Origin of the sequence: Caproiciproducens galactitolivorans (genome assembly GCF_004768785.1) — a bacterium.
GTDB lineage: Bacteria > Bacillota > Clostridia > Oscillospirales > Acutalibacteraceae > Caproiciproducens > Caproiciproducens galactitolivorans.
Window position 1 is genome coordinate 206,690 of the sequence record NZ_SRMQ01000003.1, and the last position, 26,459, is coordinate 233,148.

General features: G+C 53.1%; 26 protein-coding genes and 1 pseudogene. 9 read left to right on the plus strand and 18 right to left on the minus strand.

The annotated features are described in order from the left end of the window. Positions 1 to 25 precede the first annotated feature (25 nt). A complete protein-coding gene (locus CAGA_RS05380; RefSeq protein WP_135658579.1) occupies positions 26 to 478 on the plus strand; it encodes a YgaP family membrane protein in 453 nt (150 codons plus the stop codon). A gap of 89 nt (positions 479 to 567) precedes the next feature. On the opposite strand, the gene CAGA_RS05385 is transcribed toward CAGA_RS05380, so the two are convergent. After that, on the minus strand, positions 568 to 1,236 hold the full coding sequence (locus tag CAGA_RS05385; RefSeq protein WP_135658581.1) for a Crp/Fnr family transcriptional regulator: 669 nt from the start codon (positions 1,234 to 1,236) through the stop codon (positions 568 to 570). 112 nt (positions 1,237 to 1,348) lie between these two features. Between CAGA_RS05385 and CAGA_RS05390 the strand changes: the two genes are divergently transcribed. The 3 genes from CAGA_RS05390 (at position 1,349) to hcp (ending at position 4,098) form a co-directional block, all read left to right on the plus strand. Beyond that, on the plus strand, positions 1,349 to 2,062 hold the full coding sequence (locus tag CAGA_RS05390) for an ATP-binding protein (RefSeq protein ID WP_135658583.1): 714 nt from the start codon (positions 1,349 to 1,351) through the stop codon (positions 2,060 to 2,062). 12 nt (positions 2,063 to 2,074) lie between these two features. Then, positions 2,075 to 2,419, plus strand: a complete 345-nt coding sequence (locus tag CAGA_RS05395) for a cupin domain-containing protein (RefSeq protein ID WP_135658585.1) — start codon at positions 2,075 to 2,077, stop codon at positions 2,417 to 2,419. A gap of 86 nt (positions 2,420 to 2,505) precedes the next feature. Continuing rightward, a complete protein-coding gene (hcp, locus tag CAGA_RS05400; RefSeq protein ID WP_207669551.1) occupies positions 2,506 to 4,098 on the plus strand; it encodes a hydroxylamine reductase in 1,593 nt (530 codons plus the stop codon). Between the two features lie 328 nt (positions 4,099 to 4,426). On the opposite strand, the gene CAGA_RS05405 is transcribed toward hcp, so the two are convergent. After that, positions 4,427 to 4,645, minus strand: a complete 219-nt coding sequence (locus CAGA_RS05405; protein WP_135658587.1) for a helix-turn-helix domain-containing protein — start codon at positions 4,643 to 4,645, stop codon at positions 4,427 to 4,429. 93 nt (positions 4,646 to 4,738) lie between these two features. On the opposite strand from CAGA_RS05405, the gene CAGA_RS12630 reads away from it, so the two are divergent. Continuing rightward, entirely contained in the window at positions 4,739 to 4,909 is a 171-nt protein-coding gene (locus CAGA_RS12630; RefSeq protein ID WP_167875166.1) for a hypothetical protein, read from the plus strand. A 21-nt stretch (positions 4,910 to 4,930) separates the two neighbouring features. Here the strand turns inward: CAGA_RS12630 and CAGA_RS05410 are convergent, their stop codons facing one another. The 10 genes from CAGA_RS05410 to yfbR all read right to left on the minus strand — a co-directional run bounded on the left by CAGA_RS05410 (position 4,931) and on the right by yfbR (position 12,952). Beyond that, a complete protein-coding gene (locus tag CAGA_RS05410; protein WP_135658589.1) occupies positions 4,931 to 5,554 on the minus strand; it encodes a chloramphenicol acetyltransferase in 624 nt (207 codons plus the stop codon). Positions 5,555 to 5,557: 3 nt separating this feature from the next. Beyond that, the gene (gene rsmI / locus CAGA_RS05415; RefSeq protein WP_135658591.1) at positions 5,558 to 6,400 is read right to left on the minus strand and encodes a 16S rRNA (cytidine(1402)-2'-O)-methyltransferase; all 843 of its coding nucleotides are present in this window, start codon (positions 6,398 to 6,400) and stop codon (positions 5,558 to 5,560) included. Beyond that, the gene (locus tag CAGA_RS05420; protein ID WP_135658593.1) at positions 6,397 to 7,143 is read right to left on the minus strand and encodes a tRNA1(Val) (adenine(37)-N6)-methyltransferase; all 747 of its coding nucleotides are present in this window, start codon (positions 7,141 to 7,143) and stop codon (positions 6,397 to 6,399) included. The genes rsmI and CAGA_RS05420 overlap by 4 nt, the downstream gene beginning before the upstream one ends. Positions 7,144 to 7,459: 316 nt before the next feature. Further along, a complete protein-coding gene (locus tag CAGA_RS05425) occupies positions 7,460 to 7,630 on the minus strand; it encodes a DUF362 domain-containing protein (RefSeq protein WP_135658595.1) in 171 nt (56 codons plus the stop codon). A gap of 81 nt (positions 7,631 to 7,711) precedes the next feature. Beyond that, positions 7,712 to 8,581, minus strand: a complete 870-nt coding sequence (locus CAGA_RS05430; protein ID WP_135658597.1) for a PSP1 domain-containing protein — start codon at positions 8,579 to 8,581, stop codon at positions 7,712 to 7,714. Between the two features lie 26 nt (positions 8,582 to 8,607). Continuing rightward, positions 8,608 to 9,483, minus strand: a complete 876-nt coding sequence (locus tag CAGA_RS05435; protein ID WP_135658599.1) for a DNA polymerase III subunit — start codon at positions 9,481 to 9,483, stop codon at positions 8,608 to 8,610. Further along, on the minus strand, positions 9,480 to 9,803 hold the full coding sequence (locus CAGA_RS05440) for a cyclic-di-AMP receptor (RefSeq protein ID WP_135658602.1): 324 nt from the start codon (positions 9,801 to 9,803) through the stop codon (positions 9,480 to 9,482). Before CAGA_RS05440 ends, CAGA_RS05435 begins: the two co-directional genes overlap by 4 nt. A gap of 49 nt (positions 9,804 to 9,852) precedes the next feature. After that, the gene (locus tag CAGA_RS05445; RefSeq protein WP_135658609.1) at positions 9,853 to 11,136 is read right to left on the minus strand and encodes an aminotransferase class I/II-fold pyridoxal phosphate-dependent enzyme; all 1,284 of its coding nucleotides are present in this window, start codon (positions 11,134 to 11,136) and stop codon (positions 9,853 to 9,855) included. 75 nt (positions 11,137 to 11,211) lie between these two features. Next, a complete protein-coding gene (locus tag CAGA_RS05450) occupies positions 11,212 to 12,243 on the minus strand; it encodes an LCP family protein (RefSeq protein ID WP_135658612.1) in 1,032 nt (343 codons plus the stop codon). 127 nt (positions 12,244 to 12,370) lie between these two features. Further along, a complete protein-coding gene (gene yfbR, locus CAGA_RS05455; protein ID WP_135658615.1) occupies positions 12,371 to 12,952 on the minus strand; it encodes a 5'-deoxynucleotidase in 582 nt (193 codons plus the stop codon). A 284-nt stretch (positions 12,953 to 13,236) separates the two neighbouring features. Between yfbR and CAGA_RS05460 the strand changes: the two genes are divergently transcribed. Continuing rightward, positions 13,237 to 15,687 (plus strand): YfhO family protein, encoded by a 2,451-nt coding sequence (locus tag CAGA_RS05460; protein ID WP_135658618.1) that lies wholly within the window; start codon positions 13,237 to 13,239, stop codon positions 15,685 to 15,687. A gap of 12 nt (positions 15,688 to 15,699) precedes the next feature. Continuing rightward, positions 15,700 to 16,623 carry a glycosyltransferase family 2 protein gene (locus tag CAGA_RS05465; protein ID WP_135658621.1) on the plus strand — a complete coding sequence of 308 codons (924 nt, stop codon included), beginning with the start codon at positions 15,700 to 15,702 and terminating at the stop codon, positions 16,621 to 16,623. A gap of 103 nt (positions 16,624 to 16,726) precedes the next feature. Here the strand turns inward: CAGA_RS05465 and CAGA_RS05470 are convergent, their stop codons facing one another. Continuing rightward, entirely contained in the window at positions 16,727 to 16,984 is a 258-nt protein-coding gene (locus CAGA_RS05470; protein ID WP_135658624.1) for a Smr/MutS family protein, read from the minus strand. A 159-nt stretch (positions 16,985 to 17,143) separates the two neighbouring features. On the opposite strand from CAGA_RS05470, the gene CAGA_RS05475 reads away from it, so the two are divergent. Continuing rightward, complete coding sequence (locus CAGA_RS05475) at positions 17,144 to 18,310, plus strand: hypothetical protein (RefSeq protein WP_243112955.1); 1,167 nt, start codon at positions 17,144 to 17,146, stop codon at positions 18,308 to 18,310. 98 nt (positions 18,311 to 18,408) lie between these two features. Beyond that, positions 18,409 to 18,549, plus strand: a pseudogene (locus CAGA_RS05480) (helix-turn-helix domain-containing protein); the annotation flags it as partial. Positions 18,550 to 18,586: 37 nt separating this feature from the next. On the opposite strand, the gene CAGA_RS05485 reads toward CAGA_RS05480, so the two are convergent. From CAGA_RS05485 to CAGA_RS05505, 5 genes are all read right to left on the minus strand, one after another. After that, positions 18,587 to 19,714 (minus strand): peptidylprolyl isomerase, encoded by a 1,128-nt coding sequence (locus tag CAGA_RS05485; RefSeq protein WP_135658633.1) that lies wholly within the window; start codon positions 19,712 to 19,714, stop codon positions 18,587 to 18,589. 153 nt (positions 19,715 to 19,867) lie between these two features. Beyond that, a complete protein-coding gene (gene mfd / locus CAGA_RS05490; RefSeq protein WP_135658636.1) occupies positions 19,868 to 23,326 on the minus strand; it encodes a transcription-repair coupling factor in 3,459 nt (1,152 codons plus the stop codon). 127 nt (positions 23,327 to 23,453) lie between these two features. Then, complete coding sequence (gene pth, locus CAGA_RS05495) at positions 23,454 to 24,065, minus strand: aminoacyl-tRNA hydrolase (protein WP_135658639.1); 612 nt, start codon at positions 24,063 to 24,065, stop codon at positions 23,454 to 23,456. 259 nt (positions 24,066 to 24,324) lie between these two features. Continuing rightward, complete coding sequence (locus tag CAGA_RS05500) at positions 24,325 to 25,281, minus strand: ribose-phosphate diphosphokinase (RefSeq protein WP_135658642.1); 957 nt, start codon at positions 25,279 to 25,281, stop codon at positions 24,325 to 24,327. Positions 25,282 to 25,305: 24 nt separating this feature from the next. Beyond that, complete coding sequence (locus CAGA_RS05505; protein ID WP_135658644.1) at positions 25,306 to 26,337, minus strand: sugar phosphate nucleotidyltransferase; 1,032 nt, start codon at positions 26,335 to 26,337, stop codon at positions 25,306 to 25,308. Positions 26,338 to 26,459: the final 122 nt, after the last annotated feature.

Here is a 26,459-nt window from a genome sequence, read left to right on the forward strand (position 1 = left end):
ATTGGGTTAAGAAAGGATTGTATTTATGAAAAAATGGGTTTCTTCCACAACGGAGAGAGTGCCGCAGCATACCTGCGAAAAGATAAATAAAAGAATACGGGCGTGCACCGTTTGCCGGATTCATCTCCTTCAAGACGGCAGCAAAGAGGAGCTGACCAACCGGATTCAAGAGCTGGATGAGGAATGGGACACGGAAAGGGTTCTGGAAGCGAACGCCGGGATGCTGATAACAACCGCTTCGCTGGCCGGATATATGAAGAGAAAATGTCCCTGCTTCCTGTTTACCGGAGTGGTGGGGTATTGCCTTTTGCAGCATGCCGTTCAGGGCTGGTGCCCGTCCATTCCGTTTCTCCGCCGCGCGGGTATCCGCACCGCGAAGGAAATTCAGGATGAAAAGACCGTCATGAAGCTGATGAGGGGCGATTTTATGCAGGGGATCGGGGATCCGGACGAAATGCTGCGCATGGCGGAAATGTAAAGTAACGGATTTCCTCGGAAAAGGGGCCTTTCCGAAATATTTCACAGCGGATTCCCTGCTTGCTTTTAAAGCGGCGGAATCCTTGCCATTTAACTGTCTTTTTTTAGCCAGTAAAAATGGTTTCCATTATAATCCAGAAGCCCGTCGGATTTCATATGCGAAAGCTCGCGGCACATGGCGCTCCGGTTCATGCAGAGATAGTCGGCAAGCTCGTTCCGGTTCAGCGGGATAATGAATTCATTGGAACCGCATTGCTCCATCCGGTCGTAAAAATAGGCTTCCAGGCGGCTCCGGATGGTTTTGTAAGCGATAAATTCCATTTTCCGGCTCAGCATTGCGGTTTTCTCCGCCATAATCCGCAGCAGGTTGGTGATGAGCTGCTGGTGAAATGGGCAGGCGCTCTGGCACGTGTGGACAATCCGTTCCACGTGCAGGAGCAGCACGTCGCATTTCCCCAGCGCGACAACGGAAACCGGCAGCACGCTTTTCCCCATGCAGGCGTAAACCTCCCCGAACAGGTCGCCGGTTCGGATTGTGCCGACGATCATCGCGTCCCCCAGCCGGTTTTCCTTTGTGATCTGCGCTTCGCCGGAAAGCAGAATGCCTACGGCAGGTTCCGTCCGGCCTGCCATACAGATATATTCTCCTTTATGGAAATTTTGCCGCCGTGTCCCAAGGCATTTCAGCATAGCGGGGATATCCGCTTCCTTTATGTTCTCAAACAATTTATTCCTTTTTAAAATCGTTATTTCGTTCATAAAAATTACTTCTTTTCTTTTTCTGTTGCACCTGCAACAGAAATATTTTTTTAAGTATAGTACACTAGGGCCAGAAAGTAAAGGAAATCAAAATTGAAACAGAGGTGTTTTTATGATACGTAAGATTATCCATATTGATGAAGATAAATGCAACGGCTGCGGTCTTTGCGCCAATGCCTGTAAAGAGTCGGCCATTGCGATGGTCAACGGGAAAGCGAAGCTGATCCGCGACGATTACTGCGACGGATTGGGAAACTGCCTGCCGGTCTGCCCGACCGGTGCGATCTCCTTTATTGAACGGGAAGCGGCGGCTTATGACGAGGAATCCGTGAAAAAGCACCAGAAGGCTATGAAGCAGAATAGCCCCTGCCATTCGGGCGGCTGCCCTGGTTCCCGCGCAAAAGCCATTGTGCGCGAGGCGGCGCCTGCGGTGGCAAGCGCCCCGGCGCAGGCAAAAAGCCAGCTGATGCAGTGGCCGGTACAGATGAAGCTGCTCCCGGTGAAAGCGCCGTTTTACGAGAACGCGAACCTGCTGGTTGCGGCGGATTGCACAGCATACGCTTACGGCGATTTCCATAACCGTTTTATCAGAAACCGGATTGCCTTAATCGGCTGCCCGAAGCTGGACGAGGGAAACTACGCCGAAAAGCTTACGGAAATTTTAAAGAACAATGAAATCAAGAGCATTACGGTGGTGCGGATGGAAGTTCCCTGCTGCGGCGGTATCGTCAACGCGGTAAAAAGCGCGCTGATGAACTGCGGCAAGCTGATTCCTTGGCAGGTTGTCACCATATCCACCGATGGAGAAATTTTAGAAGAAGCATAAGGAGGAAGAAAAATGGCAGACAAGTATATTAAGAACATCGATTTCGCACAGGTGCTCCCGTTGGCGGAACAGGTGAGCTATCAGCCGGGGCAGATCGTCAGCAAGACGCTGGCGCAGAACGGTGCGCTCAGCCTGACCCTGTTTGCGTTCGACAAGGGAGAGGAAATCAGCACCCACGAGTCCGAAGGGGACGCGATGGTGGTTGCGCTGGACGGTGAAGGCGAAATTACCGTAGGCGGCGAAAAGTTTACGGTTCACGCGGGGGAAACGATTATTATGCCCAGCAAGACGCCGCATGCCGTTTGCGCGGCGGAGCGCTTTAAAATGTTTTTAATTGTAGTATTTCCGAATAAATAAATCCGATTTTCCGCCCCTCCCATTCAACCATGCGAGGGGCGGGCGGAATGCTAGAAAATCCATTACATAATCAGGAGGAATAAAGAATGTCGAATATGTTTTGCTTCCAGTGCGAACAGACGGCCGGGTGCACCGGCTGTACCGGAAAAGCCGGCGTCTGCGGCAAGCAGGCGGACACCGCCAATTTGCAGGATGAACTGACCGGGGCGCTGATCGGCCTTGCGCGTGCGGCGTCCGGAAAGGAACCCGGCGCTTCCGCCGACCGCGCGATGCTGGAGGGGCTGTTCACCACCATAACCAACGTAAACTTTGACAGCGAAACCGTACGCCGGCAGATTCAGGCCGTCCACAGGGAGAAAAACGCGCTGGCTCCCGGTTGCGGATGCTGCTCTTCGCCCTGTTCCCGCACCGACGATTACAACATGAAGCAATTATGGGAGGAGAACGAAGATATCCGTTCCCTGAAATCCCTCATTCTGTTCGGCCTGCGCGGAATGGCGGCCTATGCCTACCACGCATTGATGCTGGGCTATACCGATAAGGAAGTGAACCGCTTCTTTTACAAGGGCCTGTTTGCGATTGGCGAGGACTGGGGCATGGACGAGCTTCTGCCCATTGTGATGGAAACCGGAACCGTCAACCTCAAATGCATGGAGCTGCTGGACAGGGCGAACACGGAAACCTACGGCACACCGGTGCCCACCACCGTGCCGCTTACCATCGAGAAAGGGCCGTTCATTGTGGTCAGCGGCCACGACCTGCACGATTTGTACCTGCTTTTGGAACAGACCAAGGGCAAGGGAATCCATATTTACACCCACGGCGAAATGCTTCCGGCACACGCCTATCCGAAGCTGAAAGCCTATCCGCACTTAAAGGGGAATTTTGGAACCGCATGGCAGAATCAGCAGAAGGAGTTTGCGGATATTCCGGGCGCGGTGCTCTTTACCACCAACTGCCTGATGCCGGTAAAAGACAGCTACCGCGACCGCGTCTTTACCACCGAAGTGGTGCAGTATCCGGGAATCGTACATATTGATGACAAGAAGGATTTCACTCCGGTTATCAACAAGGCGCTGGAGCTGGGCGGCTATGAAAGCGACCATCCGATGACGGGCATCAACGGCGGGACACAGGTAACAACCGGCTTTGGCCACGGGACGGTGCTGTCCGTAGCCGATAAGGTTGTGGAAGCGGTGAAGAGCGGGGCGATTAAGCACATCTTCCTTGTCGGCGGCTGCGACGGCGCGAAGCCCGGCCGCAATTACTACACGGAATTTGTGCGCAAAGCGCCGAAGGACAGCGTAATCCTTACCCTTGCCTGCGGGAAATACCGCTTCAATGATTTGGACCTTGGCGAAATCGGCGGGCTGCCGCGCCTGATGGATATGGGGCAGTGCAACGATGCATACAGCGCCATCCGCGTTGCGCTTGCCCTTGCGGACGCCTTCCAATGCGGCGTAAACGAACTGCCGCTGACGCTGGTGCTTTCCTGGTACGAGCAGAAAGCGGTCTGCATTTTGCTGACGCTCCTGTCGCTTGGGATAAAGAATATCTATCTTGGACCAACCTTGCCAGCGTTCGTTTCGCCAAACGTACTGAACTATCTTGTGGAGAATTTTCAGATATCCCCGATTTCCACACCGGACGAAGATCTCAAGAAAATCCTTTCCAAGTAAACCCTTCCAAACGAAAAGCACCGTTCCCTTTGGGGCGGTGCTTTTCGTGTTCAATTTCGGTTGTGTCAAACTCCTGAAAACTCATGGCCGTTTCCCCCTTTATGATTTTGTCTGCCAGATCAATTAATTGGTTCAGACGGTCGCGTTTTTTCGTAAGGAGGGTCTTTGTGGCTTTTTAACGCGAACGAAGGGCTGCGGTTTTTCTGCGAAGTCAATTTGCCTTTTTGTTTCCGTTTGAGTATACCATACACTATGACGTAACGTGAGAGTCAACAGGGATTTTCAAAAATTAAAAAAGTACCGCCCGGCGGGCGGTACGGAACAAAATTCAACGGTTTGTCTCTTTTTTATCGGTTCTTCCAAGAAGATAATCGACACTGACATTATAAAAATCTGCAAGAGCGCATAAAACATTAGGGGGGATCATCCTCTGGCCGGATTCATAGTAGGAGTAGGCCCTTTGCGTCACGTTTACAGCGGCGCCGACTTTCACCTGTGTCAGATCATGGTCCTCTCTAAGATTGCGAATACGTGTATACACTTGCATTTTTATCACCGAGAAAATTATAGCTTAGAACAAATTATTCTATAATATGATTTTTTTATGATAATGTTCTAAAATAGCATTGGGGGTGATAAAATGGTAGATTATAAAGAAATGTATACGATTCTGTTTAATAAAGTCACCGATATTATCGAAGAACTTAAACAGGTTCAATGCAAAACAGAAGAAATGTACATACAAAGCCGCGAAGCGGAAATTTTACAGATGAAGCAGGAATTGGAAATCATCAAAAAACGCAATTTTTAAAATGAAATCTGGGTGTTTCCATTAAAGAGCATCAATGTACTCTTGCAGGCGCTCCAGATATTTTCCGGCATGGTATCCGTCCATCAGGCAATGGTTGGCTTGTAGGGAATAGGGGAGCAGCACCTTTCCGTTTTCCCGCTGGTACTTTCCCCAGGAAAGGCGGGGGATGGAATCCTGCCACCCGAGCATGATGGGATGCGTAACCTGTGTGAAGGAAAACCATGGGGTGCAGGTGCAGTAAAGCTGGTCATCGCGCCCTTCTTCTTCCGGATCCATAAAGACCGGCTGGCGGCGCTCCTTTTCCTGTACGGTTCTGGTGTAGCTGTGGATATCGTCGGTCATGTCGGCGGCAACCATTTTGTAAAGCTCCTTCCCCTTCGGAAGGATGGTAAAGGACGGGTGCACCTTTTCGTGCAGGACAACCTGTTCCCCGCGGATGCGGTACCGGAAGTTTTCGATTTCATTGGCGGCCGCGGCGGACGCGTAGCCCATGGTGAAGTAAAAGGAAAGCCCGTTTTCTTTTACAAATTGCAGAAAATGCGTCACATCCAGTTTTACGCAGATATTGAACTGCGGGTATTCCATACGCCGGAAAAAAGCAAAATGTTCCTTGCGGGGCCATGTGTTTAAATCAATGATTTCCATATTTTACGGATTCTCCTTTCCGCTTTGCAAAATCGCTTTGTAAATGGCACCCTTTTTCAATCCGGTTTCTGCAGCGGCCCTTTTGGCGGCCTCCGAGGGCGAAAGCCCATCAGCAATCATGTCCCGCGCCATGTCGGCACCGTCTTCCAGCGTGAAATCTGTTTTTTCCGGGGCCTGGGCGCCCTCGATCACCAGTACGAATTCGCCTTTTGCGCCGCCGTCGGCGTAGCGCCGGGCCGCTTCGGAAAGCGTGGTGCGGATGACTTCCTCGTGGATTTTTGTAAGTTCCCGCACAAGGGCGACGCGGCGATCACCCCACGCGGCGAGCATGTCGCTTAGGGTAGAGGGGAGCTTGTGCGGCGCTTCGTAAAAAATCATGGTGCGGCGCTCATTTTTCAGTTCCTCCAAGTGTTCGCGGCGGCTCTTTTTGTTCATGCTTAAAAAGCCTTCGAACGTAAAACGGCCCGTCGGCAGCCCGGAAACCGCCAGCGCGGAAACAAGCGCGCTGGGACCGGGGACGACGTAAACCGGAATCCCGCGCTCCGCACACTGGGAGACGAGCAGTTCGCCGGGGTCGGAAATTGCGGGCATGCCTGCATCGGATACAAGGGCGCAGGTTTCGCCCTGCTCGATCCGGTCGCAGATGATCTGCCCGCGCTCGCGCTTGTTGTGCTCGAAATAGCTGATCATCGGCTTTTTAATATCGAAATGGTTGAGAAGCTTCAGCGTGACGCGCGTATCCTCTGCGGCGATAAAATCCGCCTGCCGTAAAGTTTCCACCGCGCGGGGGGAAAAGTCCGAAAGGTTTCCGATCGGGGTGCCCACCACCATTAATTTTCCGTTCATTTGCCCGAAGCTCCTTTATTCAGCGTGTATTCGCCGTATATTTGCTGCATTTCTTCGGAAAAACCGTTGCTGCCTTCAATAAACAGGACGGGGTCGACCGTCATGCCCGCTTTCCCCCCCCGGTTCGCCTGCAAAAGAAAGAGAAAAGGGGGACGGTTGGGCCGCTGCTGCACAAAGCGCAGGCGTTTCGGCTCCAGCCCGGCGTTCCGCAGGTCGAGCATCGCACCGCAAAGGCGCTCCGGGCGCATACAGCAGAAGAAACGGCCGCCGAACCGCAGAAGGTGCGCGGCGGCTTTTGCAATGTCCTCAAACCGGCACGCGGTTTCGTGCCGCGCAACGCGTAGTGCCTCCGAGGGATTGTGTATGCCCGTGCCGTCGATTTTGTACGGCGGGTTGCAGGCAACGGTGCCGAATTCGCCGGCGGGCAGGCCGTATTTTTTAATTTCGCAGATATCCCCGTGCACGACCTTAACCGTTTCGGAAAGCCGGTTGTATTCGACCGAACGGCGCGCCATGGCGCAGGCTTCCTCCTGGATTTCAAGGGCGTATATTTTGCGCGGCTTTGCCCGCGCGCACCAGATCAGCGGGATGGCGCCGCAGCCCGTGCCCAGATCGGCGCAGAGCTCCCCCGCCCGCGGCGTGGAAAACGCGGCAAGCAGGATGGTGTCAGTATTAAAACGGTGGCTTTGCGAAACAATTACGGAGTAATCGCGCGAAAGCGGTTCAAGGCGTTCGGCCTTCAAGACAAATTTCCCCCTCGTTTTTATAATCTTATGGAAGAAAGGCAAATTGATTTCTTGTAATATTTTACTATAAATAAATCAAAAAGTCAGTATGCAATAATTTTCAGTTTCCGCTTTTGCGGCGCCTTCACGCCCGCCCGGTTTCTCGTATGCTTAGCGCCATATTCCAAAATGATAGAGAGAAATACACGATGAGCCGAATAAAAAGTCCAGCTTGTGCTGGGCTTTTTATTTATGCTGTTTTCGTCTTTTCTGAAGACGTATAAAAAGAAAAAGGCGGGCGCCGAAAACGCTCCGCCTTTATCCGGTTGCAATATTATTCCTGTGCAGGAGCACCTACGGGGCATGCATCGGCGCAGGCGCCGCACTCTGTGCAAAGATCTGCATCGATGACAAATTTACCGTCGCCCTGAGAAATCGCGTTTACCGGGCAACCCGCTTCGCAAGCGCCGCAGGAAATGCACTCATCACTAATAACATATGCCATTGGGAAAAACACCTCCATATTTAATTACTACATAATTCTATCATAAATGACAGAAAATGCAACAGAATAGGAGGAAATAATTTAATCCTTTTCGAGCTCCTTGAGCTGTTCCAATTCGTTTCGGTCAATGCTTACGTGGCCGCCCTTAATCAGCTTTACCTGTGAGGCTTTAAAAAGCTTGGGCGCGGCTTCCGGGGCGGTATCCATGCGCACCTGCAAAACGCCGGTCAGCATATTCAAGTCGACTACGGTGCCCTTTCCGTCCGGAGTCATTACTACGGAATTGACGGTCGGTATAGAGCGCAGCAGATCCTGATACGTTTCCTGCTCGTATTTCAGGCAGCACATCAGCCGCCCGCAGGTGCCGGATATTTTCACCGGATTCAGCGAAAGCCCCTGTTCCTTTGCCATCTTGATGGAAACCGGCTGAAATCCGCCCAGAAACGTTGAGCAGCAGAACGGCCGGCCGCAGATGCCGAGCCCGCCGAGCATTTTCGCTTCGTCGCGCACGCCGATCTGCCGCAGTTCGATGCGGGTGCGGAAGACGGAAGCCAGGTCTTTTACCAGCTCGCGGAAATCGACCCGCCCGTCGGCGGTAAAGTAAAACAGGATTTTGGAGTTGTCGAAGGTATACTCCACGTCGACCAGCTTCATTTCCAGTTTGTGGGCTGCAATTTTTTTCAGGCAGATATTGAAGGCAGTTTTTTCCTTGGCGTTGTTTTCCGCCATCTTTTTCAAATCTTCCTTTGTGGCGACGCGGATCAGCTTTTTCAGCGGCTGGACGATGCTTTCGTCGCTGATCTGCCGGTTTTCCATTGCGATTTCGCCGCACTCTATGCCGCGCGCGGTTTCAACAATGACCATATCCCCCTGCTTAAGTGTATTCCCGTCGGGGTCAAAATAATATACTTTTCCTACATTTTTAAAACGAACGCCAATAACCTCGGCCATGTGAACCTCCCATGAATAAATTGGCATTATCTGCCGGCGGCCGCGCGCAAATTTGCGCAAAGAGCCGTTACAAGCAGCGCCGCGTTCGCGTTTCGGTCAAGCGCGCGCTGCGCTTTCCGGACCTCGTCCAGAAGGGTAAGAAGCTTTCCGCGGGTAAACCCCGCACCAAGTGACGCGACCGCTTCCGGCTGACCGGAGAGGCAGGTACTGCCCCCTGCGCGCAAAACCGCCGCGTCGCGGAAAAGAAGCAAAAGTTCCGAAAGGACGGCGCGCAGCCGATCCTTATTTTTTATCAGATCCGCTGTTAAGAACAGCAGGTCCGTTTCGTTCGCCGCGGTAACCGCCGCGGCCAGTTTTTTTATATATTCCGGTTCAACGCCGCTTTGTTCCCGAACGGCTTCCAGCGAAAAAATCTGCGCCCGCGAGCGGATGGTGGGAAGAAGTGCCGCTGCGCTGGAGGCGGTGAGCAGGAACCGGACGCTTTCGGGCGGTTCCTCAAAGACCTTCAGCAGGGCATTCTGCGAAACCTCACTCATATTCTGCGCACCGTACAGCAGATATACTTTGCAATTTGCCTCGTTCGGCCGGATATAGGCGTCGGACCGTATGGAGCGGATTGCATCAATTGGGAAAGCGCGCGGGTCCGCGTCGCCGTCCAGCGTAAAAAGATCCGGGTGGGAGCCGGCTGCCGCCTTGATGCACCCCGGGCATTTTCCGCAGGGGCTTTCCACAGGGTCGGTGCAGACACAGGCCTTTGCCAATGCGGCGGCAAGCTCGTTGCGCTCCTTCTGGGGACCTTCCAAAATCAACGCATGGGGAAGCCTGCCCTCCTCAAACAAAAGCGCAAGCGAATGCTTTACCTCTTCGCCGGCGGGAACCGCGTGCAGGTTTAACTGGCTCATACCTTTTCAAAGCGGTCCACATTCAGAACGAAAATCGTGGAACCGCCCACGGTGACCTCAACCGGAAATGAGGAATACATGCCGACATCCATGGTGGTTGCGCTCGGTACAAGCTGGGTGCGGCGGCTGCTTTGCTTGGAAATAATGGAGATAACCTGGTCAACCTTGTCGTCTTCGGTACCGACGATGAAGGTAGTGTTGCCCGCCATCAGAAACCCGCCGGTGGTTGCAAGCTTGGTAACGGCGAATCCTTCTTTCGTCAGCGCGGCGGAAACCATGCCGCTGTCGTCGTTGCTTACAATCGCAAGAACCAGTTTCATAATGAATCCCTCCAGAAAATGCAAAATCAGGAACCCTTTTTTATGAATATTATTTTAACACTTTTATTGCGAAAAAGCCATACCCGCGCAAAAACCGGAGGATTTCTTTTGTGATTTCCTCCCCGGGCATCACGACCGGAACGCCCGGCGGGCAGGGGCAGGCGGCCTGCGCGGCAATCCGCCCCGCCGCCTGTTCAAGCGGCACGCTTTCCGACGGGGCAAAAACCGCTTCGCGCAGGCTTGTCTTTACAGGGGGAAGCTCCGGCAGCTCCGGCGCCTGCGGAAGGGGGATGCGCACCGGTAAGCGTTCAATTGCGTCCTTCAGCCGGAGAAAATCGCGGTCCGTATTAAACGGGGTTGCGATGAAAACCACATGTGCGCCGTCGGCAAACTCCGGCTCCACGCCCGCCTGGCGGAAAAGGTCGGCGGCTTCGATCCCGGGGATTCCGGCGGAGGCTGTGTTCAGCGTGATGCGCGTCGGGTCCGTTAAGCCCCCCGGCAGGGAAATGCCGCGGTTTTGCGCTACGGCTTTGATTTCCGAAACCTTTTCCTGCAAAGGGCCGAATTCCCTGCGGTGCAGCCGGAGCCACTCGCGCGCAAGGTCAAGCGAAGCCATTACCGGGTAGCCGGGGCTGGTGGAAGCGAACAGCGCCATGGCTTCCTTTGCGTCCGCAGTATAACGGCTGTCCGCAATATGGAGCCACGCGCCGCCCGTCAGCACATTCAGGGTTTTGTGCGCGGAACAGGCGGTCATGCTCGCGCCGAGGGCAAGCGGGTGGAGCTTTGGCTCGGTGAACATCAGATGCGCGCCGTGGGCATTGTCCACAAGAAGGGGGATATCCCGCGCCCGGCACGCTTCGGCAATGGCGGGGATATCGAGAAGCTGCCCGTAATAGTTCGGGCTGGTTACGTAAACCGCTTTTGCGTCGGGTGTTTTTGCAAGTACGGAAAGCACATCTTCCGGCATTGCCCAGACGGGGGTTAAATCCAGCAGCGCCATGGTGTTTACCGCGCTGCGGTGCAAAACGCGGGAGCAGACGATTTTGCCACCGCCCGGCGCAGCAAGCCGGAACATCGCCTGAATGCAGAGGGTGCATCCGCCCGCGGAAATACAGGTCCGTTTTGCCCCGAACAGCTCCGCCGCAAGATTTTCCGCCCGGGCGATGGGGCCGTCCGCTTCGAACAGGCTGTCCGTGTCTGGAAGCTCGGTGAAATCGAGCGAAAGCAGATCGGGCGGAAGGGCGCCGGGGTTGTTTTTATGCCCCGGCGTGTGAAAAGAGGCGCGTCCGCGTTCCTTATGTTCTACTAAAGCGGTGTAAAGCGGGGTGGGCATTCTGATTAACTCCTTTGAAAAAGGCCGTACGGCTTCCACCGTACGGCCTTGATGAAGAATTTTTTACGGCATTTCTTAATCGCCGTCATACGTTTTGCTTGGCAGGTTGCTTTCATAAATGAATTCCGCCAGGCTCTTGCTGCATTTATCCAGATCGGGAACGAGTACGTCCGCCGGGGTTCCGTTGAAGCTGACCCGTTCGGAGGTGTATTCATTGTTGCCCGGCGTACGGTTCTGGCTGATCGGGTAATTCAGGTAGGTCAGCGAATTTGCCGCCATGTTCAGCACTTCGTTCTTGGTCATGTTGGTTGTAATAAGAGGAAGAACATCGTAGAGCGCCTGGTTGATCGTTCCGATGTCCGCAGTTTTGAATTTTTCAACAAGGCTGGAAAAGACCTTGCGCTGGCGCTGGGTGCGCTCGAAGTCGTCGCCGATCGCACGGATACGGGAATAGTAAAGCGCCTGTTTCCCGCTCAAAACGAAGGTTCCGGCGGTCAAGTTGCGGCGCGAGTCCCCGGAGTTCTGGTTAATAAGCTGCGCTTCGCCCTTTGTAATCGTCATGGTTACGCCGCCGAGCCTGTCGATAATTTTCGAGAAAGAAGCATAATCGATCAGTACAAAGCGGTCGATATCGGTTCCGAAATTTGCTTCGATGGTGGCAACGGAGAGCTGCGGGCCGCCGAGCGTATAGGCGACGTTCAGCCGCTGACTCCCATGCCCGGGAATCGCGACATACATATCGCGCATGAAGGAATTCAGCTTCAGCTTTTTGTGGCGCGTGTCAACGGAGACCAGCATCATGCTGTCGCTTCGCCCGGGGTCGTTCGGCTGGTAATCGTCCACGCCCATTACAAGGATGTTCGTAATGGCGTCATCATGGTAGAGCCCGCCCAAAATCCCCGCTTTTGCGCTGGTGCTGCTGGCGCCCGCTTGGAAAAGTTCGCCGGTATTTACCTGTGAATTTTCCTCCATCGGGACAAAATTAATTCGGCTTAGCATTTGGTCAGCGTAAACACAACCCATGCCGGTTATCAGCATGACCACGCTTAAAACAAGAATCACTATATTTCGAATCAAGGTTTTTGGACTTTTTGCATTTTTTCGCATTTTTCCTGCCTTTTTCACAACATCAGTCCTTAATCGGCAATTTTTGTTACGATAACCGATTCATTATACTCTGTTGCATCGATAAAATAATTATTTAAAAGAATTTATTTGTAAACAGATTCCCAATTCAATCCTGCTCGTCCAGCGTGAGTTGATAGGAGGGCAGGAATTCCTCTACAAAACAGTCCGCTTCGGGAAGGTGCATATCGGCAACGGCCTGGCGGAGCGCAACTTCCGCCTTGGCGAATTCGCTGTTGCCCGCCCCTTTTTCCTCCATGCATTTGATAACAGCGGAAAGCTTGTCCGCCGCTTTTACAAGAGGGAGAAGCTTGCGGTCGCTCTCGCCGTTCGCGGCAAGGATGGCTTCGTAACCTGGCTTTAAATCAGCCGGCAGAAGGCTCAGCAACTTTTTCCGGGCGGTTTTTTCCACCTCGGCGTAGGCGGAGCGGATTTCCGGGTTATAGTATTTTACCGGGGTGGGAAGGTCGCCGGTCAGGATCTCGGTCGCGTCGTGGTAAAGCGCGAGGAGCGCGGCACGCTCCGGATTTACATTTCCGCCGAAGCGGGTGTTGCGAAGTACTGCCAGCGCGTGGGCGATAACAGCGGTTTCAAAGCTGTGTTCGCAAAGGTTTTCCTCGCGCGTGTTGCGCATCAGGCCCCAGCGGTTAATATATTTCATGCGAGAAAGCACCGCATAAAAATGGAACATCCGAAATCCCCCTGTAATCCTTAAATATACTTCCCGATTTTGCAGCAAAACTACCCCGAAACAAGTGGGGAAGACAGGAAATCCGCCGAAATGGGCGGCGATAATAAATAGTAAACGAATTATTTATAATATACTAATAAAACGTAAATTTTGCAAGAAGCGTGGTCGGTTTTATTAAATTCGCTTTGTTCCAACAAAAGCGTGTGTTATAATATGGATTGATTACTTCATAAGCAGCACAGGCGGTTTTCTCATGTGCGCTGCTGTTAAACGGAGGCGACAGTTTGACCAGCATACTGACCCGCGAAGGAAAACAGAATTACTATCTGAAGGCTTTTTTATACGGCCTTGCAGTGTCCTTTCTCTTTTTCATCCCGTTTATACTTTATGACAACGGCTATTTTTTATTCTACGGCGATTTTAATGTGCAGCAGGTGCCCTTCTACCGAATGTGCCACGACGCGATCCGCAGCGGGAACATCGGCTGGAACTGGACAACGGACCTGGGCGCGAATTTCATCGGATCGTACTCGTTTTACCTTTTGGGAAGCCCGTTTTTCTGGCTGACCATCCCGTTCCCGAGCGCGGCGGTGCCGTACCTGATGGGCCCGCTGCTAATCTTGAAATTCGGCTGCGCTTCGCTGACAGGATACCTTTATTTGCAGCGGTATGTGGAGGACAAGGATTATGCGGTCATCGGCGGCATGCTGTACGCGTTTTCCGGATTTTCGATTTACAATATCTTTTTTAACCATTTTCATGAAGCCATCGTATTTTTCCCGCTCATGCTGTGGGCGCTGGACGAATACATGTATAAAAGGCGCAGGGGGCTTTTCGCGGTCACCGTGTTTGCCTGCTGCTTTGTGAATTATTACTTTTTTGTGGGACAGGTTGTTTTTACGCTGCTTTACGGCTTTACCCGGCTGTTCAGCGGGAACTGGAAAATTACGCTGCGCGATTTTCTGCTGCTGGTATGCGAAGCGGTCATCGGGGTGCTGTGCGCCTGTGTGCTGCTAGTGCCGACCGTGCTCGCCGTAATCCAGAACCCGCGCGTGAACGACCCGCCGGAGGGCTGGAACGCGCTGCTTTACGACTGGAACCAGCGGTACGTCCATATTCTAGAATGTTTCTTCTTCCCGCCGGATATCCCTGCGCGGCCGAACTTTACCCCGAAGTCAGAGGCAAAATGGGCCTCGCTTGGCGCGTGGCTGCCGCTGTTCAGCATGACCGGCGTAATCGGCTTTTTAAAAATGCGGAGAAAGCATTGGTTGAAAACCCTGTTGGGAATCCTGTACCTGATGGCCTTTGTCCCGGTGCTGAATTCCGCGTTCCAGCTTTTTAACGCTTCCTATTATGCGCGCTGGTTCTATATGCTGACTTTGATGATGAGCCTCGCGACGATTCTTGCGTTGCAGCGGGCGTGCATTGACTGGAAAAGCTCAATTAAATGGACGATGGGCATTACCCTCGGCATCGCGTTGCCGATCGGGCTGATGGTGAAATCCACCGATCAGGACGGCAAAAAAACCTATACGTTCGGGCTGGAGGATTACCCGACGCGCTTCTGGTCCTATGTTGCCATCGCCATGGTAAGCCTGCTCCTCCTGACGATTATCTTCAAATATTATCAACGCGACAAAAAAGGGTTTATCCGCCGCTGCATGGGCGGCGTGGCGGCAATCTCCTTTGTTTACGCGCTGTTCTTCATCGCGTTGGGCAAAACCCAGAGCGACGACGCCCACAAGGAAATCATCCCCTATTCGCTCAACGGCGGCGCGGATATCCACCTGCCCGATACCAGGAACTGCCGCGTTGACGTTTACGATGGGATGGACAATCAGGCCATGTTCTGGCAGATCCCGACCATTCAGGCGTTCCACAGTATTGTTCCCGGTTCCATCATGGAATTCTACCCCTCTGTTGGCGTACAGCGCGATGTGGGTTCCCGCCCGGAAACGAAGTATTACGGCCTGCGCGGGCTGACAAGCTGCCGCTGGCTTTTCGATCCGGCTTTGAGCGGCAAGGACTTTGCCGTAGGCGAAACGGATACGAACGCACCGGCCATGCCGGGCTGGCGTTATTACGCTTCGCAGAACGGGTTTAAGATTTACCAGAATCAGTATTATATTCCCATGGGGTTCAGTTACGATTCCTACATCACCCGCTCGGAATACGAGCAGGTCGAAAAGGAAAACCGGCATCTGCTTCTGCTAAAAACGCTGGTGGTGGAAAACGAGGATGTGAGGGAAGTAACCGGCATTCTAAAGCATGATGACAATTTTTTGGAATCCGATTTTTCACAGGAGGCCTATTTCGAGGACTGCCTGAACCGAAAAGCCGAGTCATGCTCTTCCTTTGAACGAGACAACGGCGGATTCACCGCGAAAATCAACGCCGACAAAGAGCGGCTGGTCTTTTTCAGCGTGCCGTGGGAAGGCGGCTGGAGCGCCAAGGTGAACGGCAGGGAGGCGGAGATTCTGAAGGTCAACGTTGGGTTTATGGCGGTGAAGGTGCCGGCGGGCGAGTCCACGATCCGCTTTGATTATACGACGCCCGGCTTAAAGCAAGGGGCGCTGATAACCCTTGGCGGCGCGGCGCTGCTTGCCTTCTACTGGATTATGACCAAACGCTGCGATAAAAAGCATCCGCACAGGCGGAAAACATACCGAATTAAACGCCCCTTGCCGAGAACGATAGGATCCGCCGCACAAGCGGAAAATCTGAAAACGAAATGATCGGAGGTTGCTATGCCCACAGTCTATTTTGTAATACCGTGCTATAACGAAGAAGAGGTTCTGCCGGAAACCGTCCGGCGGCTAACGGAAAAAATCAACGGCATGATCGCGTCCGGGCGCGCCGACCGGAAAAGCCGTATGTTATTGGTGGACGACGGCAGCCGCGACAAAACATGGGAGCTGATCAGCAGATTCAGCGAAGAAAACGAACTGGTGAGCGGGATTAAGCTTGCGCACAACCGCGGGCACCAGAACGCGCTGCTGGCCGGGCTGATGACCGCAAAGGAATCCTGCGACTGCGCCATTAGCTTAGACGCGGATCTGCAGGACGACATTGAGGTGCTCGACCAGTTTGTGGACAAGTTCATGGAAGGCTGCGACGTGGTCTACGGCGTCCGCAACAAGCGCGAGACCGATACGTTTTTCAAGCGTACCACCGCGCTGGGATTTTATAAGTTCATGGCGGCGCTGGGAGTGGATGTGGTGTACAATCACGCGGACTACCGCCTGATGAGCCGCCGCGCGCTGGAAGCGCTGAGCGAATATAAAGAAACCAACCTGTTCCTGCGCGGGATTGTGCCGCTGATCGGCTACCGCAGCGACTATGTGTATTACGACCGGCATGAGCGTTTTGCCGGGGAGTCGAAATACCCGCTGAAAAAGATGATCGCTTTTGCATGGGACGGAATAACCTCCTTCAGCGTAAAGCCCCTGCGGATGATTGCGGGGTTGGGGGCGGTTCTTTGCCTTGTCAGCCTGATCGGCGTGATCCGGGCGCTGGTAGTCCGTTCCTTTATAACGGCAGGGTTCTGCGGCGTCTGGTTTTTGGGCGGCGTCCAGCTTTTGTGCCTTGGCGTTGTGGGCGGGTATATCGGCAAGATTTACGGCGAAGTAAAGGCGCGGCCGCGTTTTAAGATTGAAGAATATAAAAAATAGCTGGCCGACGCAGAAGAATGGTTCTTCTGCGCACAGCCGGTCGAATCGGTGTATTTCCCGGGAAAAGCGGGCGCATAGTGCCGTTTTGCCGCTTCCCGCGCGGCTATTTCCTTTTCTGCAGAAGGATGCGTGTTTCGCCCGGATTCAGGCAGATGAGCTTCGCGGCAATGCGAGGATGCTTCAGCCGCAGGCGCACCATGTCGCGCAATGCCTGCCCGCTGTTGTACCCGTGAATGACCCGTATTTCTGTGACCTTTGCGTCGGCCCGGTTCAGAAGCTGTTCCAAGCTGCGCTTTGCTTCTTCCACGGTCATACCGTGGATATTCACTTCCAGAAGATTCCCGTGTCTTTCCTGTAACAATGTTATCGCCAGCTTATGAAAAATTTCCGTTTTTGCAGACCGGATGGGCAACGAATTGTATCAATCATCATTATATCATCAATCCGACAAAATGAAAGCAACCGATCCGTTTTTTATGCTATAATTAAGGACAAAACAGGAGGGATCAATTTGAAGGTTGTGGACCTGCGCAATGTCTTTGCAAACTGTAATGACATGCTGATTGAAATCAGCGACAATTATATTTATTATGCGGAAGAAAAAAAGGAAGAGGGTCATAACAGCCTCTTCATTTTAGAATATAACCGGGTTACGCGGCGGGAAAGAATCGTAACCAACTACATACTCAGCAATCCGTCCTTTGTCCAGCATTTTTTCTGTTTCCCCGACCATATCATCATTGTGATGGAAAGCGGAGAAAGCGAAGCCTGGATTCTGCGCATCGACAAGCACACCGGCGAGGAAAAAACCATGGCGAAGCTGAATTTTCTCGGGAGCTTTTTGGACTGTACAGCGCTGGATGAGGACCACCTCATCCTTTATACCGTAGAAAACGAAAAGCACCAGAATATGTTCCGGGCTTACAAAAAGCTGACGGGTTTCTCGAAGATTTCGTATTTATACGATCTGGACGAAGAAAAGTACTACTATGTGCGCGACCCGCGCATTTGCAATGCGGACAGCATGGGCCTGATCCCTTTCACACGGGACGGGGAGGTTCAGCTTTTAGTGCTTCTGCCCCATGGGGACGAAGCGGAAAAGGAAAAATGCTATAAGAACAGGCGCTGGTTGGGCGACAACGTGAACGACAACGTTTGGCTCTGTCCGCTTTTCGATTTTATAATCGCTGTGAAAAACGGAGAGGAACGTGCGCCGCTGGAGCTGATTTTAAGCGCGGGAACCTGCGGGTTGGTGCGTTACGCTGGAATGGATCCGGAAAACCTGTATTTCCGCGCGAAATATTTCCCCACCGGTGATCAACGGCTCTGCGCTTACAACAAGATGACCGGGAAAAAGACGGTGGCGGCGGAGTTGAACCTGAAAGGGGACGAAAAGCCTGCTTCCTTCTATATTGACGTGAACGGCGCACGGGTTTACCGCATCACCGAGGACGAGGATAATTACGAGGTGGACGGTGTCCTGAATTCGGAAATCCACGCGAAATACAGCAAGGAGCTGGGCGAGTTCCTCGCCTGTGTGGACGACCGGTTCATCCTTGCGCGCTATATCCTTTCGGACGAAAAGGATTCGTTTGAGTTCAATTCTATTTATGATGTGCAGACAGGTGAGCAGAAAAGCTACGAATGCCGCTGCGCCTTCCAGGGCAGCACGGTGGTGCTATATTAAAAAGTCAATTTTTCCTTTTGTCCTGTAAAATATACATTTCTTTGGTTTCCTGATGCACTACCTTTAATTCGTTTATAACATCCGTTATTTGATTGGAATATTCGGATTACGAACTGGGAAAATTAAACATTCCGATTCCGGTGTTGGTAAAATTAGCGGACTTTTATAATACCAGTATCGACTACCTTGTGGGGTTGACAGATGTAAAGGAACCTTATCCGAGAAGAAAAAAGAAATAAGCGCCGGGGTTTCGCCCCGGCGCTTTGCGGTTATTCTTTACTTAGAAGCTGTGGAAGCCGTACCGGCAGCGGAAGAAGCTGCGGACGCTGTGGAAGCCGCAGGAGCGGCGGAAGACGTTTCGGTTACGAACATGGATGGCTTGTAGGAATCGATCGCCGCCTGGTTCAAGGTGACGTTGCTGTAGGACTGCGCCGCCTTATCCAGATCCTTGGAGAATTCCTCTGCCTTCATTTCCGCCAGAAGGTTATTGCGGGAGCTTTCCATGCTGAGTTCGTCCTTGGTCTTTTTTGTAATATCATTCTTCATGACAACGAGGAAAGCGCCGGAAATTTCAGCGGATTTTACTTCGCCCGGCTTCATGGAATCCAGCAAGGTTTTCAGATCCGCCGGGTAACTGGTGCTTGTGTTCAGGTTTTCGGTTGCCTCCTGAAGCTGCTCGGTGGTCTGTTTGGAAGCGGCCTTGTATTCGTCGGCAATCTGTTTCATCGTTTTCTTTTTGGAAGAAACCTCTGCGGCGTAAGCGTCAAACTGCTTTTTCACGGCGGCCTTTTCCTGATCCGTAAACGGGGTTACACTACCGTCGGATTTTGTATTATAGAGAGATTTTGCAATAAAAGAGAAGTCCGTGTAATTCTTTTCAAAATACGATTTGAGTTCAGAATCGGGAACTTCTTTCTTGCCGCCCTTGCCGTAAAGCGCGGTAAAGACCTTCTGGTATTTGGTGTAAAAATCCGCATAGGCAAGGTTAAATGACTGTTTTGAAACACCGTATTTTTCGAGAGTGGAACTTGCCTGTTCCCACTGGGCATCGGTGACGCTACTGATCGTCTTGGTTTCCTCCGCCGTAAGGGACAGATTCAGTTCTTTCATTTTATCGTTCAGAACCAAAAGCATTTTGGTGTAGGTAAGCGCCTTGTCCTTGATATATTCTTCGGCGCTTTTGTTTTCGATTTTCTGGTCCAGAACCGGTTTGGTTGGGTCTTTTTTCAAGGTATTCGCGCTCTGGTATGCAGAATACAGATTGTAGATGTACACGCCGATCGGAACGGTTAAGCTGTTGTTTTTCATTGCCCAGCTTTTGTCGGTGCTGGCACACGCTGCGGTGCTTGCCGCCATAATAAACGCGAGAAGGACGGCAACGCCCTTTTTCAAAATTTTTATCATAGTTACCTCCATACGCTTGCGCGCGAAATTCCTAGATGGTAAACACGCGAACTTTTTTAGCATAACCAATTTTATTATTATACATGAATAAAATAGACTTGTCCAGCGAAAAACTGTCGCATTTTGCATACAGGATAAAAAATACCAAGCCCGCTAGCTGCCATTTTGAATTACGTCGAGAATTTCAGTAAGCGTGTCCAAAGGCGTGGCGTCTGGTTCGATTTTTACGCTGATATACGGCTTGGCGCCCGCGTTGAGCATCACGCGGGAATGGAGGGCGGAAATCAGCGCGCTGACCTGCTTCATGTCGATCTGCTTCTTGTAAAGCAGAAGCACGTCGTTCTGCTGCTTGATTTCATAGATGCCAAGTTGGGAAGCAAGGTTCCGGAGCAGAGCAATTTCAATCAGGCCGTTTACGCTCTCCGGCGGGTCGCCGAAGCGGTCGATTAGCTCGTCGGTTACGTCGAGCGCGTCTTCGCGCGTGCGGATATCGGCGATGCGGCGGTAAATTTCCAGCCGCTGGCTGAGGTTCGAAATATAGCTTTCGGGAATATGCGCCTGTACCTGCATGTCTACAAGGCATTCCTGATCGTATTCCTGCGGCGTTTCGCCCTTTTCGCGGCTGATCGCTTCGGCGAGCAGGTGCAGGTACATATCGTAGCCGACGGCTTCCATATGCCCGTGCTGTTCGCCGCCCAGAATATTGCCCGCGCCGCGGATTTCCAGGTCGCGCATGGCGATCTTGAAGCCGGAGCCGAATTCCGTAAATTCACGGATCGCGGAAAGGCGCTTCTGCGCAATTTCGGTCAGCACCTTGTTGGGTGTGAAGGTTAGGTATGCATAGGCGCGGCGGCTGGAACGCCCCACGCGCCCGCGGAGCTGGTGAAGCTGGGAAAGCCCCATGCGATCCGCGTTTTCGATAATTAATGTATTGGCGTTCGGCACGTCCACGCCGGTTTCAATAATGGTGGTGCAGACAAGAACGTCGATTTCGTGTTCAATCAGGCGGCGCCAGACCTCAGAAAGCTCCTGTTCGTTCATCTTGCCGTGGCCGAAGCCGATACGCGCTTCGGGAATCTGTTTCTGCAAACGGGCGGCGGTGCGCTCGATAGTCGCAACGTCGTTGTGCAGGTAGTAAACCTGCCCGCCCCGGCGAAGTTCGCGCCGGATGGCTTCGGCGATCAGGCCGTTGTCGTGCTCTAGGACATAGGTCTGTACCGGGTGGCGGTCGTGTGGCGCTTCCTCAATCAGGCTCATGTCGCGGATGCCGGACAGCGCCATGTTCAGCGTGCGCGGAATCGGCGTGGCTGAAAGGGTAAGGATATCCACATTTTTACACAGAGCCTTCAGCTTCTCTTTTTGCGCAACGCCGAAACGCTGCTCCTCGTCGATAATGACGAGGCCGAGGTCGTGGAATTGTACGTCCTTGGAAACCAGCCGGTGCGTGCCGATAATCATATCGATTTCCCCGCGGCTTAACCGGCGGAGGATTTCCTCCTGCTGCTTTGGGGTGCGGAAACGCGAAAGGAGCTCGATTTTAACGGGGAAGCCCTCCATACGCTTGGTGATCGTCTGGTAGTGTTGCCACGCAAGGATGGTGGTCGGGACGAGCATGGCGCACTGTCTGGAGTCGGTGATACATTTGAACGCCGCACGCAGGGCGACTTCCGTCTTTCCGAAGCCGACGTCGCCGCAGAGCAGGCGGTCCATGGGCGCTTCCCGCTCCATGTCGCTTTTGATTTCTTCGATACAGCGGAGCTGCGCTTCGGTTTCCTCAAACTCAAAATGCGCCTCGAAATCGCGCTGCCATTCGTTGTCAGGAGGAAATGCATGTCCCTTTGTCTGCATCCGTTCGGCGTAAAGCTTCATCAGCTCTTTTGCCATGTCTTTAACCGCCGCGCGGACGCGCGCTTTGGCCTTTTGCCACTCCGCGCCGCCCAGGCGGTGCAGCTTTATGTTCGCGTCCTCGCGTGGGCCGATGTATTTGGAGACCATGTCCAGTTGGGTAACCGGGACATAGAGGGTATCTTTTTTGGCGTAGCGTAATTTAATATAATCCTTTACGACGCCGTGCATATCGATTTTGTGGATTCCTTCGAATACGCCGATGCCGTGCGCCGCATGAACGACATAATCGCCGGGTACCAGCTCGGCAAGGCTGTAAATTTCCTGGCTGTTCTTGCTGCGCTTTGCTTTTTTCTTCGGGGAGGAAATCAGGCGGCCATGGGTAATCAGCCCGAAAAACGCGCCCGGATACTCCAGCCCGGCGGAAAGCGCGCCGGAGGTAACCACTACGGTTCCGCGCTCGACCTTTTCAGGATGCTCCACATAGGCGGCGGGAATGCCCTGCGCCTGTAAATCCGCGACGGCGGTCTGCGCCGCGCGTTCATTGCCGACAAGGACGACGCATGCCCATTTGCTTGCCAGCATATTCTGCACATCCTCACCCAGAAGCTGGGTGCTGCCGCCCCAGACGGAAAGCTGGCGTGCGGTCATGTTCAGAAGGGTGCGCACAGGCGTGTCGTAGCTGCCGCGCACGAAGGTGTCCAGATAAACGGCGCCGCGCGCAAAGCGTTCCAGCGCGTAATCCCAGTCGCCGCCGAAGGTGTCCAGCCCGCGGCAGAGCGTGCCGTCCGCGAGAAGGGCTTTCACGTCTTCGCCCCACTGCCAGAGTGTGCTGCGCATGCGCTCCTTTGCCTTCGCGGGTTCGCTGACAAACAGCAGGGTGTCGGGCGTCATGTAATCGAACAGTGTGGCGGTCGAAGGGTATAACAGGGAAATATATTTATCGGCGCAGCCGAGGTGCAGGCCGTTTTCCAGCTTTTGCGCCTGCTCCGCCAAGACAGCTTTTGCGGCCGGTGCGGCCTTGCCGCGCAGGGAAGAAGCGAGTTCCCCGATTTTTTGCGCCAACAGCCCCGGGTCATCGATCAGCGCTTCTACGGCGGGCGTGACCGTGACTTGCGAAATGGTTTCGGTGCGGCGCTGCGTTTCCAGATCAAACAGGGAAATGGTGTCGATTTCGTCGCCCCAGAATTCCACCCTTGCCGGGTTCGGCGCGTCGGGCGTGAAAATATCCAGAATACCGCCGCGCTGCGAATACTGCCCGGTTCCGTCCACCTGATCGGCGCGCTCATAGCCGCAGCGGTTCAGGGCGTCCAAGACCTGCTCCATGGGAATGGATTGACCGGTTTTCAGCGAAACCGTCCGCTTTTTCAGTTCGTCTGGCGGTATGGTGTACTGTAACGCCGCGTCCAGGCAGCAGACAACTGCGTCGCATTCGCCGCTGAGCGTACGTTCCAGCAGCTGCAGGCGCTGGTGCTCGTACTCGTGGCTGCTTCCCGCTGTGTCGCGGAAGGAAAAATCGCGCACGGGGTAGAACAGCGGCTTCATGCCCATGGCGCTCAGATCGTCGCAAAGGCGCTGCGCTTCGCTTTCATCGCCGGCAACAACAAAAGCCCTGCGCTGTAATTTTGCGCAGAGCGAATAGATGATATTGGCTTTGTGAATACCGGAAATCCCGGTTACCGCAGCGGGAAGCGCGCCGGTTTTTACTGCGGCTTCAAGACTTTGGAATTCTTTCAGCCCGCTGATTGCATTCGTGAGAAATTTCATGGAATCCCCTTTGTACGGCTGTGATTTTTGTAGGTACAAATTCCGTTTTCTACAGGATTTTATTATATAGTATATGCTTCGCCAGTATCTTATAACACTATTCTTTAGGAAGCGGTGTTACAGGATACTAGGAATTGTATTTGTTCATGGCTTCGGAGGCTCTCTCCTGCACTATCAGCTCCACCGAGGAGCATGCATGGTCGATTGCCTCATACACCGCCTTGCGGTCCGCTTCATTGAACTTGGACAACACCCAGTCCGCCAGATCCCATTCAGGGCTCGGCTTTGCGCCGGTGCCGATTTTAATGCGCGGGAAACGGTCGCTCCCGCTCAGGTAAATGATGTTTTTCATGCCGTTCTGACCGCCGTCGCTGCCTTTCATGCGGATGCGCATGCGTCCGGGATCAAGCGAGATGTCGTCGTATAGGATGATTGTTTTTTCGGGCGGAAGCTTGTAAAAGCGCATGGCTTCCGTTACGCTCTGCCCGCTCAGGTTCATATAGGTCGAAGGCTTTAGCAAAAGGACCTTTTTACCGCCGATCAGCCCCGTTCCGCAAAGCCCCTTGAATTTTACGCGGTCGACGCGCACGCCGAACTTTTCCGCAATATAATCCAGCGCCATGAACCCTGCGTTATGGCGCGTATTTTCGTATTTCGAACCCGGGTTGCCAAGGCCTACAATAAGGTATTCGATCTGGCCGGCGGGTTCGGATTTTGCTGCAAACAGATTCGGAAACATTGCTATCACCTCATTTTGCCCTCGAGCCGGGCGCACAGTATACGCAGTAGCGTGCGTTCCGCCGCTTTCCTAGACGGGTTGAAAAGGAAGCTCCTTTCTACTTTTCGCTTTGCGACGAGGGAACCGCCGGCGGAAAGGAGATTCCCGACGGCCGGGATGCGCCTTCGGCGGTGCGCGATGGAACGCGCAGGGATAAGAATAGGGCGGGATGGAAAATCCACCCCACCATTCAATTTTTAAAATTATATTTTTTTATTTATCAGACAAACATGGGGGAAACCGGTTTGTCCTCGTAGATGCGCTCGATCGCTTCTGCGAACAGCGGGGCGACGGGCAGGATCGTGAAGTTGTCGAGCTGCTTTTCGGGTGGCAGCGGAATCGTATCGAGCAGGATAAACTCCTTGATCACGCTTTCTTTGATGCGATCGATGGCTGGACCGGAAAGAACGGCGTGGGTCGCGCAGGCGATGACTTCTTTCGCACCTTTTTCCATGATCGCGCAGGCGGCGTTGCAGAGCGTTCCCGCGGTATCGATCATGTCGTCGACAAGGATAACCCTTTTATCCTTTACGTCCCCGATAATGTTCATGACTTCGCATACATTGGCCTTTTGGCGGCGCTTGTCCACGATGGCAAGCGGGCAGCCGATGCGCGCTGCAAAATTGCGGGCGCGGGTAACGGAGCCGAGGTCGGGGGAAACAATGACGTATTCGTCGGTTTTGTCGCCGATGCGTTCCTTCAGGAAAGAAGAAAGGATGGGCGCGCCGAGAAGGTGGTCAACAGGTATGTTGAAGAAGCCCTGTATCTGGGGTGCGTGCAAATCCATGGTCAGCACACGGTCTGCACCCGCAGTCGTGATCAGATCGGCGCAGAGCTTTGCTGAAATCGGGTCGCGGGCCTTGGCTTTGCGGTCTTGGCGCGCATAGCCGAAATACGGCATAACGGCCGTGATACGGGCGGCAGAAGCACGTTTCATCGCGTCAATCATGATGAGAAGCTCCATCAGGTTGTTGTTGACCGGGGCGCATGTGGACTGAACGATAAAGCAGTCTGAGCCTCGAACCGATTCAAATAGGGAAAGAGAAATTTCGCCGTCGCTGAAGGTGCTAACGTCGCTTTTTCCCATCGGAAGCCCCAAACACTCCGAAATCTGTTTTGCCACGCGCTGGCTCGCATTTGCAGCAAAAATTTTAATATCCTTGCCGTGAAAATTCATTTGCATATCCCCCTAAATATTCTCTCAGTGGTTTATAACCGAAAAAGGCGCTACCGCCTGATTTGGCTCAATTACGCTGTTTTCACACTGCACATAACGCAGGCATACGCCGTCGCCCACAGTACAGTCTGAGACAAAAGAATTCGGCCCCACCGTGCAGCCGCAACCGATAACGGTTTTGCCGCGCAGAATGGTGCCGGGTAAAATGCAGGTATCGCTGCCGATTTTTACGTCCGGGCCGATCATGACGCCGTCGCGGCAGGGAATTTCGATTCCGTTTTTCATGTGCCGGGAAAGAATTTCTTCGCGCGCGATGGAATTCAAGGCGTTTAATTGAAGGCAGTCATTTGCGCCCAGTACGGCGTTGGCTTCGCTGGTGGTGTGCGCCGCGACCCTTTTGCCGCTTTCGATCAATAGCTTGACCGCGTCGGGAAGGTAGTATTCCCCCTGGGCGTTGTTATTTTGAATTTTATTTAAGATACTTAGAAGGTCGTCTACCTGAAACCAGTAGGCGCCCGAATTGATTTCACAGATGGACAGGGTTTCGCGGTCCGCGTCCTTTTGTTCCACAATGGCGCGGAGCAGGTGGGTTTGGGGATCGCGTACAATGCGGCCGTAGCCGGTCGGGTCGTCCAACACGGCGGAAATCACGGTAACCGCGTTGCTGTTCTCCGTATGGGCCCGGCGCGCTTCCTCAATAACCTTTGCGTTTACAAACGGCGCGTCGCCGTTTAAAATCAATACGCTTTTCCCGTGGTGTGCGCGCAGGAACTCTTCCGCCATCATGACGGCGTGGCCGGTGCCCTTGCGCTCAGCCTGAAAAGCATGGCTGATTTTTACGCCGGTATTGTCAAGACTGGAAAGGTATTGTTCCACCTTTTCGTGCATATAGCCGGTGATGACGCAGATGCTGGAAACACCGGCTTCTTCGGCGGAATCGATAACCCATTGCAGCATGGGTTTGAAAAGTACCGGCGAAAGCACCTTGGGACGGCTGGATTTCATCCGTTTCCCCTCGCCGGCGGCAAGAATGACAGCGCAGCATTGTTCTGGCATGTTCTTTCCTCCGTGAATATATTGCGATGCATCAGAGCATAATAATAACATTTTAACTTAATCTATCTATTATCTCTATTATCTCATAAGAAATAGAATTTTCAAGGAAAAATTTAAGTTTT

Coding starts and splice junctions, on each gene's coding strand:
- CAGA_RS05380 (WP_135658579.1), top strand. CDS start 26: ATGAAAAAATGGGTTTCTTCCACAACGGAGAGAGTGCCGCAGCATACC.
- CAGA_RS05385 (WP_135658581.1), bottom strand. CDS start 1,236: ATGAACGAAATAACGATTTTAAAAAGGAATAAATTGTTTGAGAACATA.
- CAGA_RS05390 (WP_135658583.1), top strand. CDS start 1,349: ATGATACGTAAGATTATCCATATTGATGAAGATAAATGCAACGGCTGC.
- CAGA_RS05395 (WP_135658585.1), top strand. CDS start 2,075: ATGGCAGACAAGTATATTAAGAACATCGATTTCGCACAGGTGCTCCCG.
- hcp (WP_207669551.1), top strand. CDS start 2,506: ATGTCGAATATGTTTTGCTTCCAGTGCGAACAGACGGCCGGGTGCACC.
- CAGA_RS05405 (WP_135658587.1), bottom strand. CDS start 4,645: ATGCAAGTGTATACACGTATTCGCAATCTTAGAGAGGACCATGATCTG.
- CAGA_RS12630 (WP_167875166.1), top strand. CDS start 4,739: ATGGTAGATTATAAAGAAATGTATACGATTCTGTTTAATAAAGTCACC.
- CAGA_RS05410 (WP_135658589.1), bottom strand. CDS start 5,554: ATGGAAATCATTGATTTAAACACATGGCCCCGCAAGGAACATTTTGCT.
- rsmI (WP_135658591.1), bottom strand. CDS start 6,400: ATGAACGGAAAATTAATGGTGGTGGGCACCCCGATCGGAAACCTTTCG.
- CAGA_RS05425 (WP_135658595.1), bottom strand. CDS start 7,630: ATGGCATATGTTATTAGTGATGAGTGCATTTCCTGCGGCGCTTGCGAA.
- CAGA_RS05430 (WP_135658597.1), bottom strand. CDS start 8,581: ATGGCCGAGGTTATTGGCGTTCGTTTTAAAAATGTAGGAAAAGTATAT.
- CAGA_RS05435 (WP_135658599.1), bottom strand. CDS start 9,483: ATGAGCCAGTTAAACCTGCACGCGGTTCCCGCCGGCGAAGAGGTAAAG.
- CAGA_RS05440 (WP_135658602.1), bottom strand. CDS start 9,803: ATGAAACTGGTTCTTGCGATTGTAAGCAACGACGACAGCGGCATGGTT.
- CAGA_RS05445 (WP_135658609.1), bottom strand. CDS start 11,136: ATGCCCACCCCGCTTTACACCGCTTTAGTAGAACATAAGGAACGCGGA.
- CAGA_RS05450 (WP_135658612.1), bottom strand. CDS start 12,243: ATGCGAAAAAATGCAAAAAGTCCAAAAACCTTGATTCGAAATATAGTG.
- yfbR (WP_135658615.1), bottom strand. CDS start 12,952: ATGTTCCATTTTTATGCGGTGCTTTCTCGCATGAAATATATTAACCGC.
- CAGA_RS05465 (WP_135658621.1), top strand. CDS start 15,700: ATGCCCACAGTCTATTTTGTAATACCGTGCTATAACGAAGAAGAGGTT.
- CAGA_RS05485 (WP_135658633.1), bottom strand. CDS start 19,714: ATGATAAAAATTTTGAAAAAGGGCGTTGCCGTCCTTCTCGCGTTTATT.
- mfd (WP_135658636.1), bottom strand. CDS start 23,326: ATGAAATTTCTCACGAATGCAATCAGCGGGCTGAAAGAATTCCAAAGT.
- pth (WP_135658639.1), bottom strand. CDS start 24,065: ATGTTTCCGAATCTGTTTGCAGCAAAATCCGAACCCGCCGGCCAGATC.
- CAGA_RS05500 (WP_135658642.1), bottom strand. CDS start 25,281: ATGAATTTTCACGGCAAGGATATTAAAATTTTTGCTGCAAATGCGAGC.
- CAGA_RS05505 (WP_135658644.1), bottom strand. CDS start 26,337: ATGCCAGAACAATGCTGCGCTGTCATTCTTGCCGCCGGCGAGGGGAAA.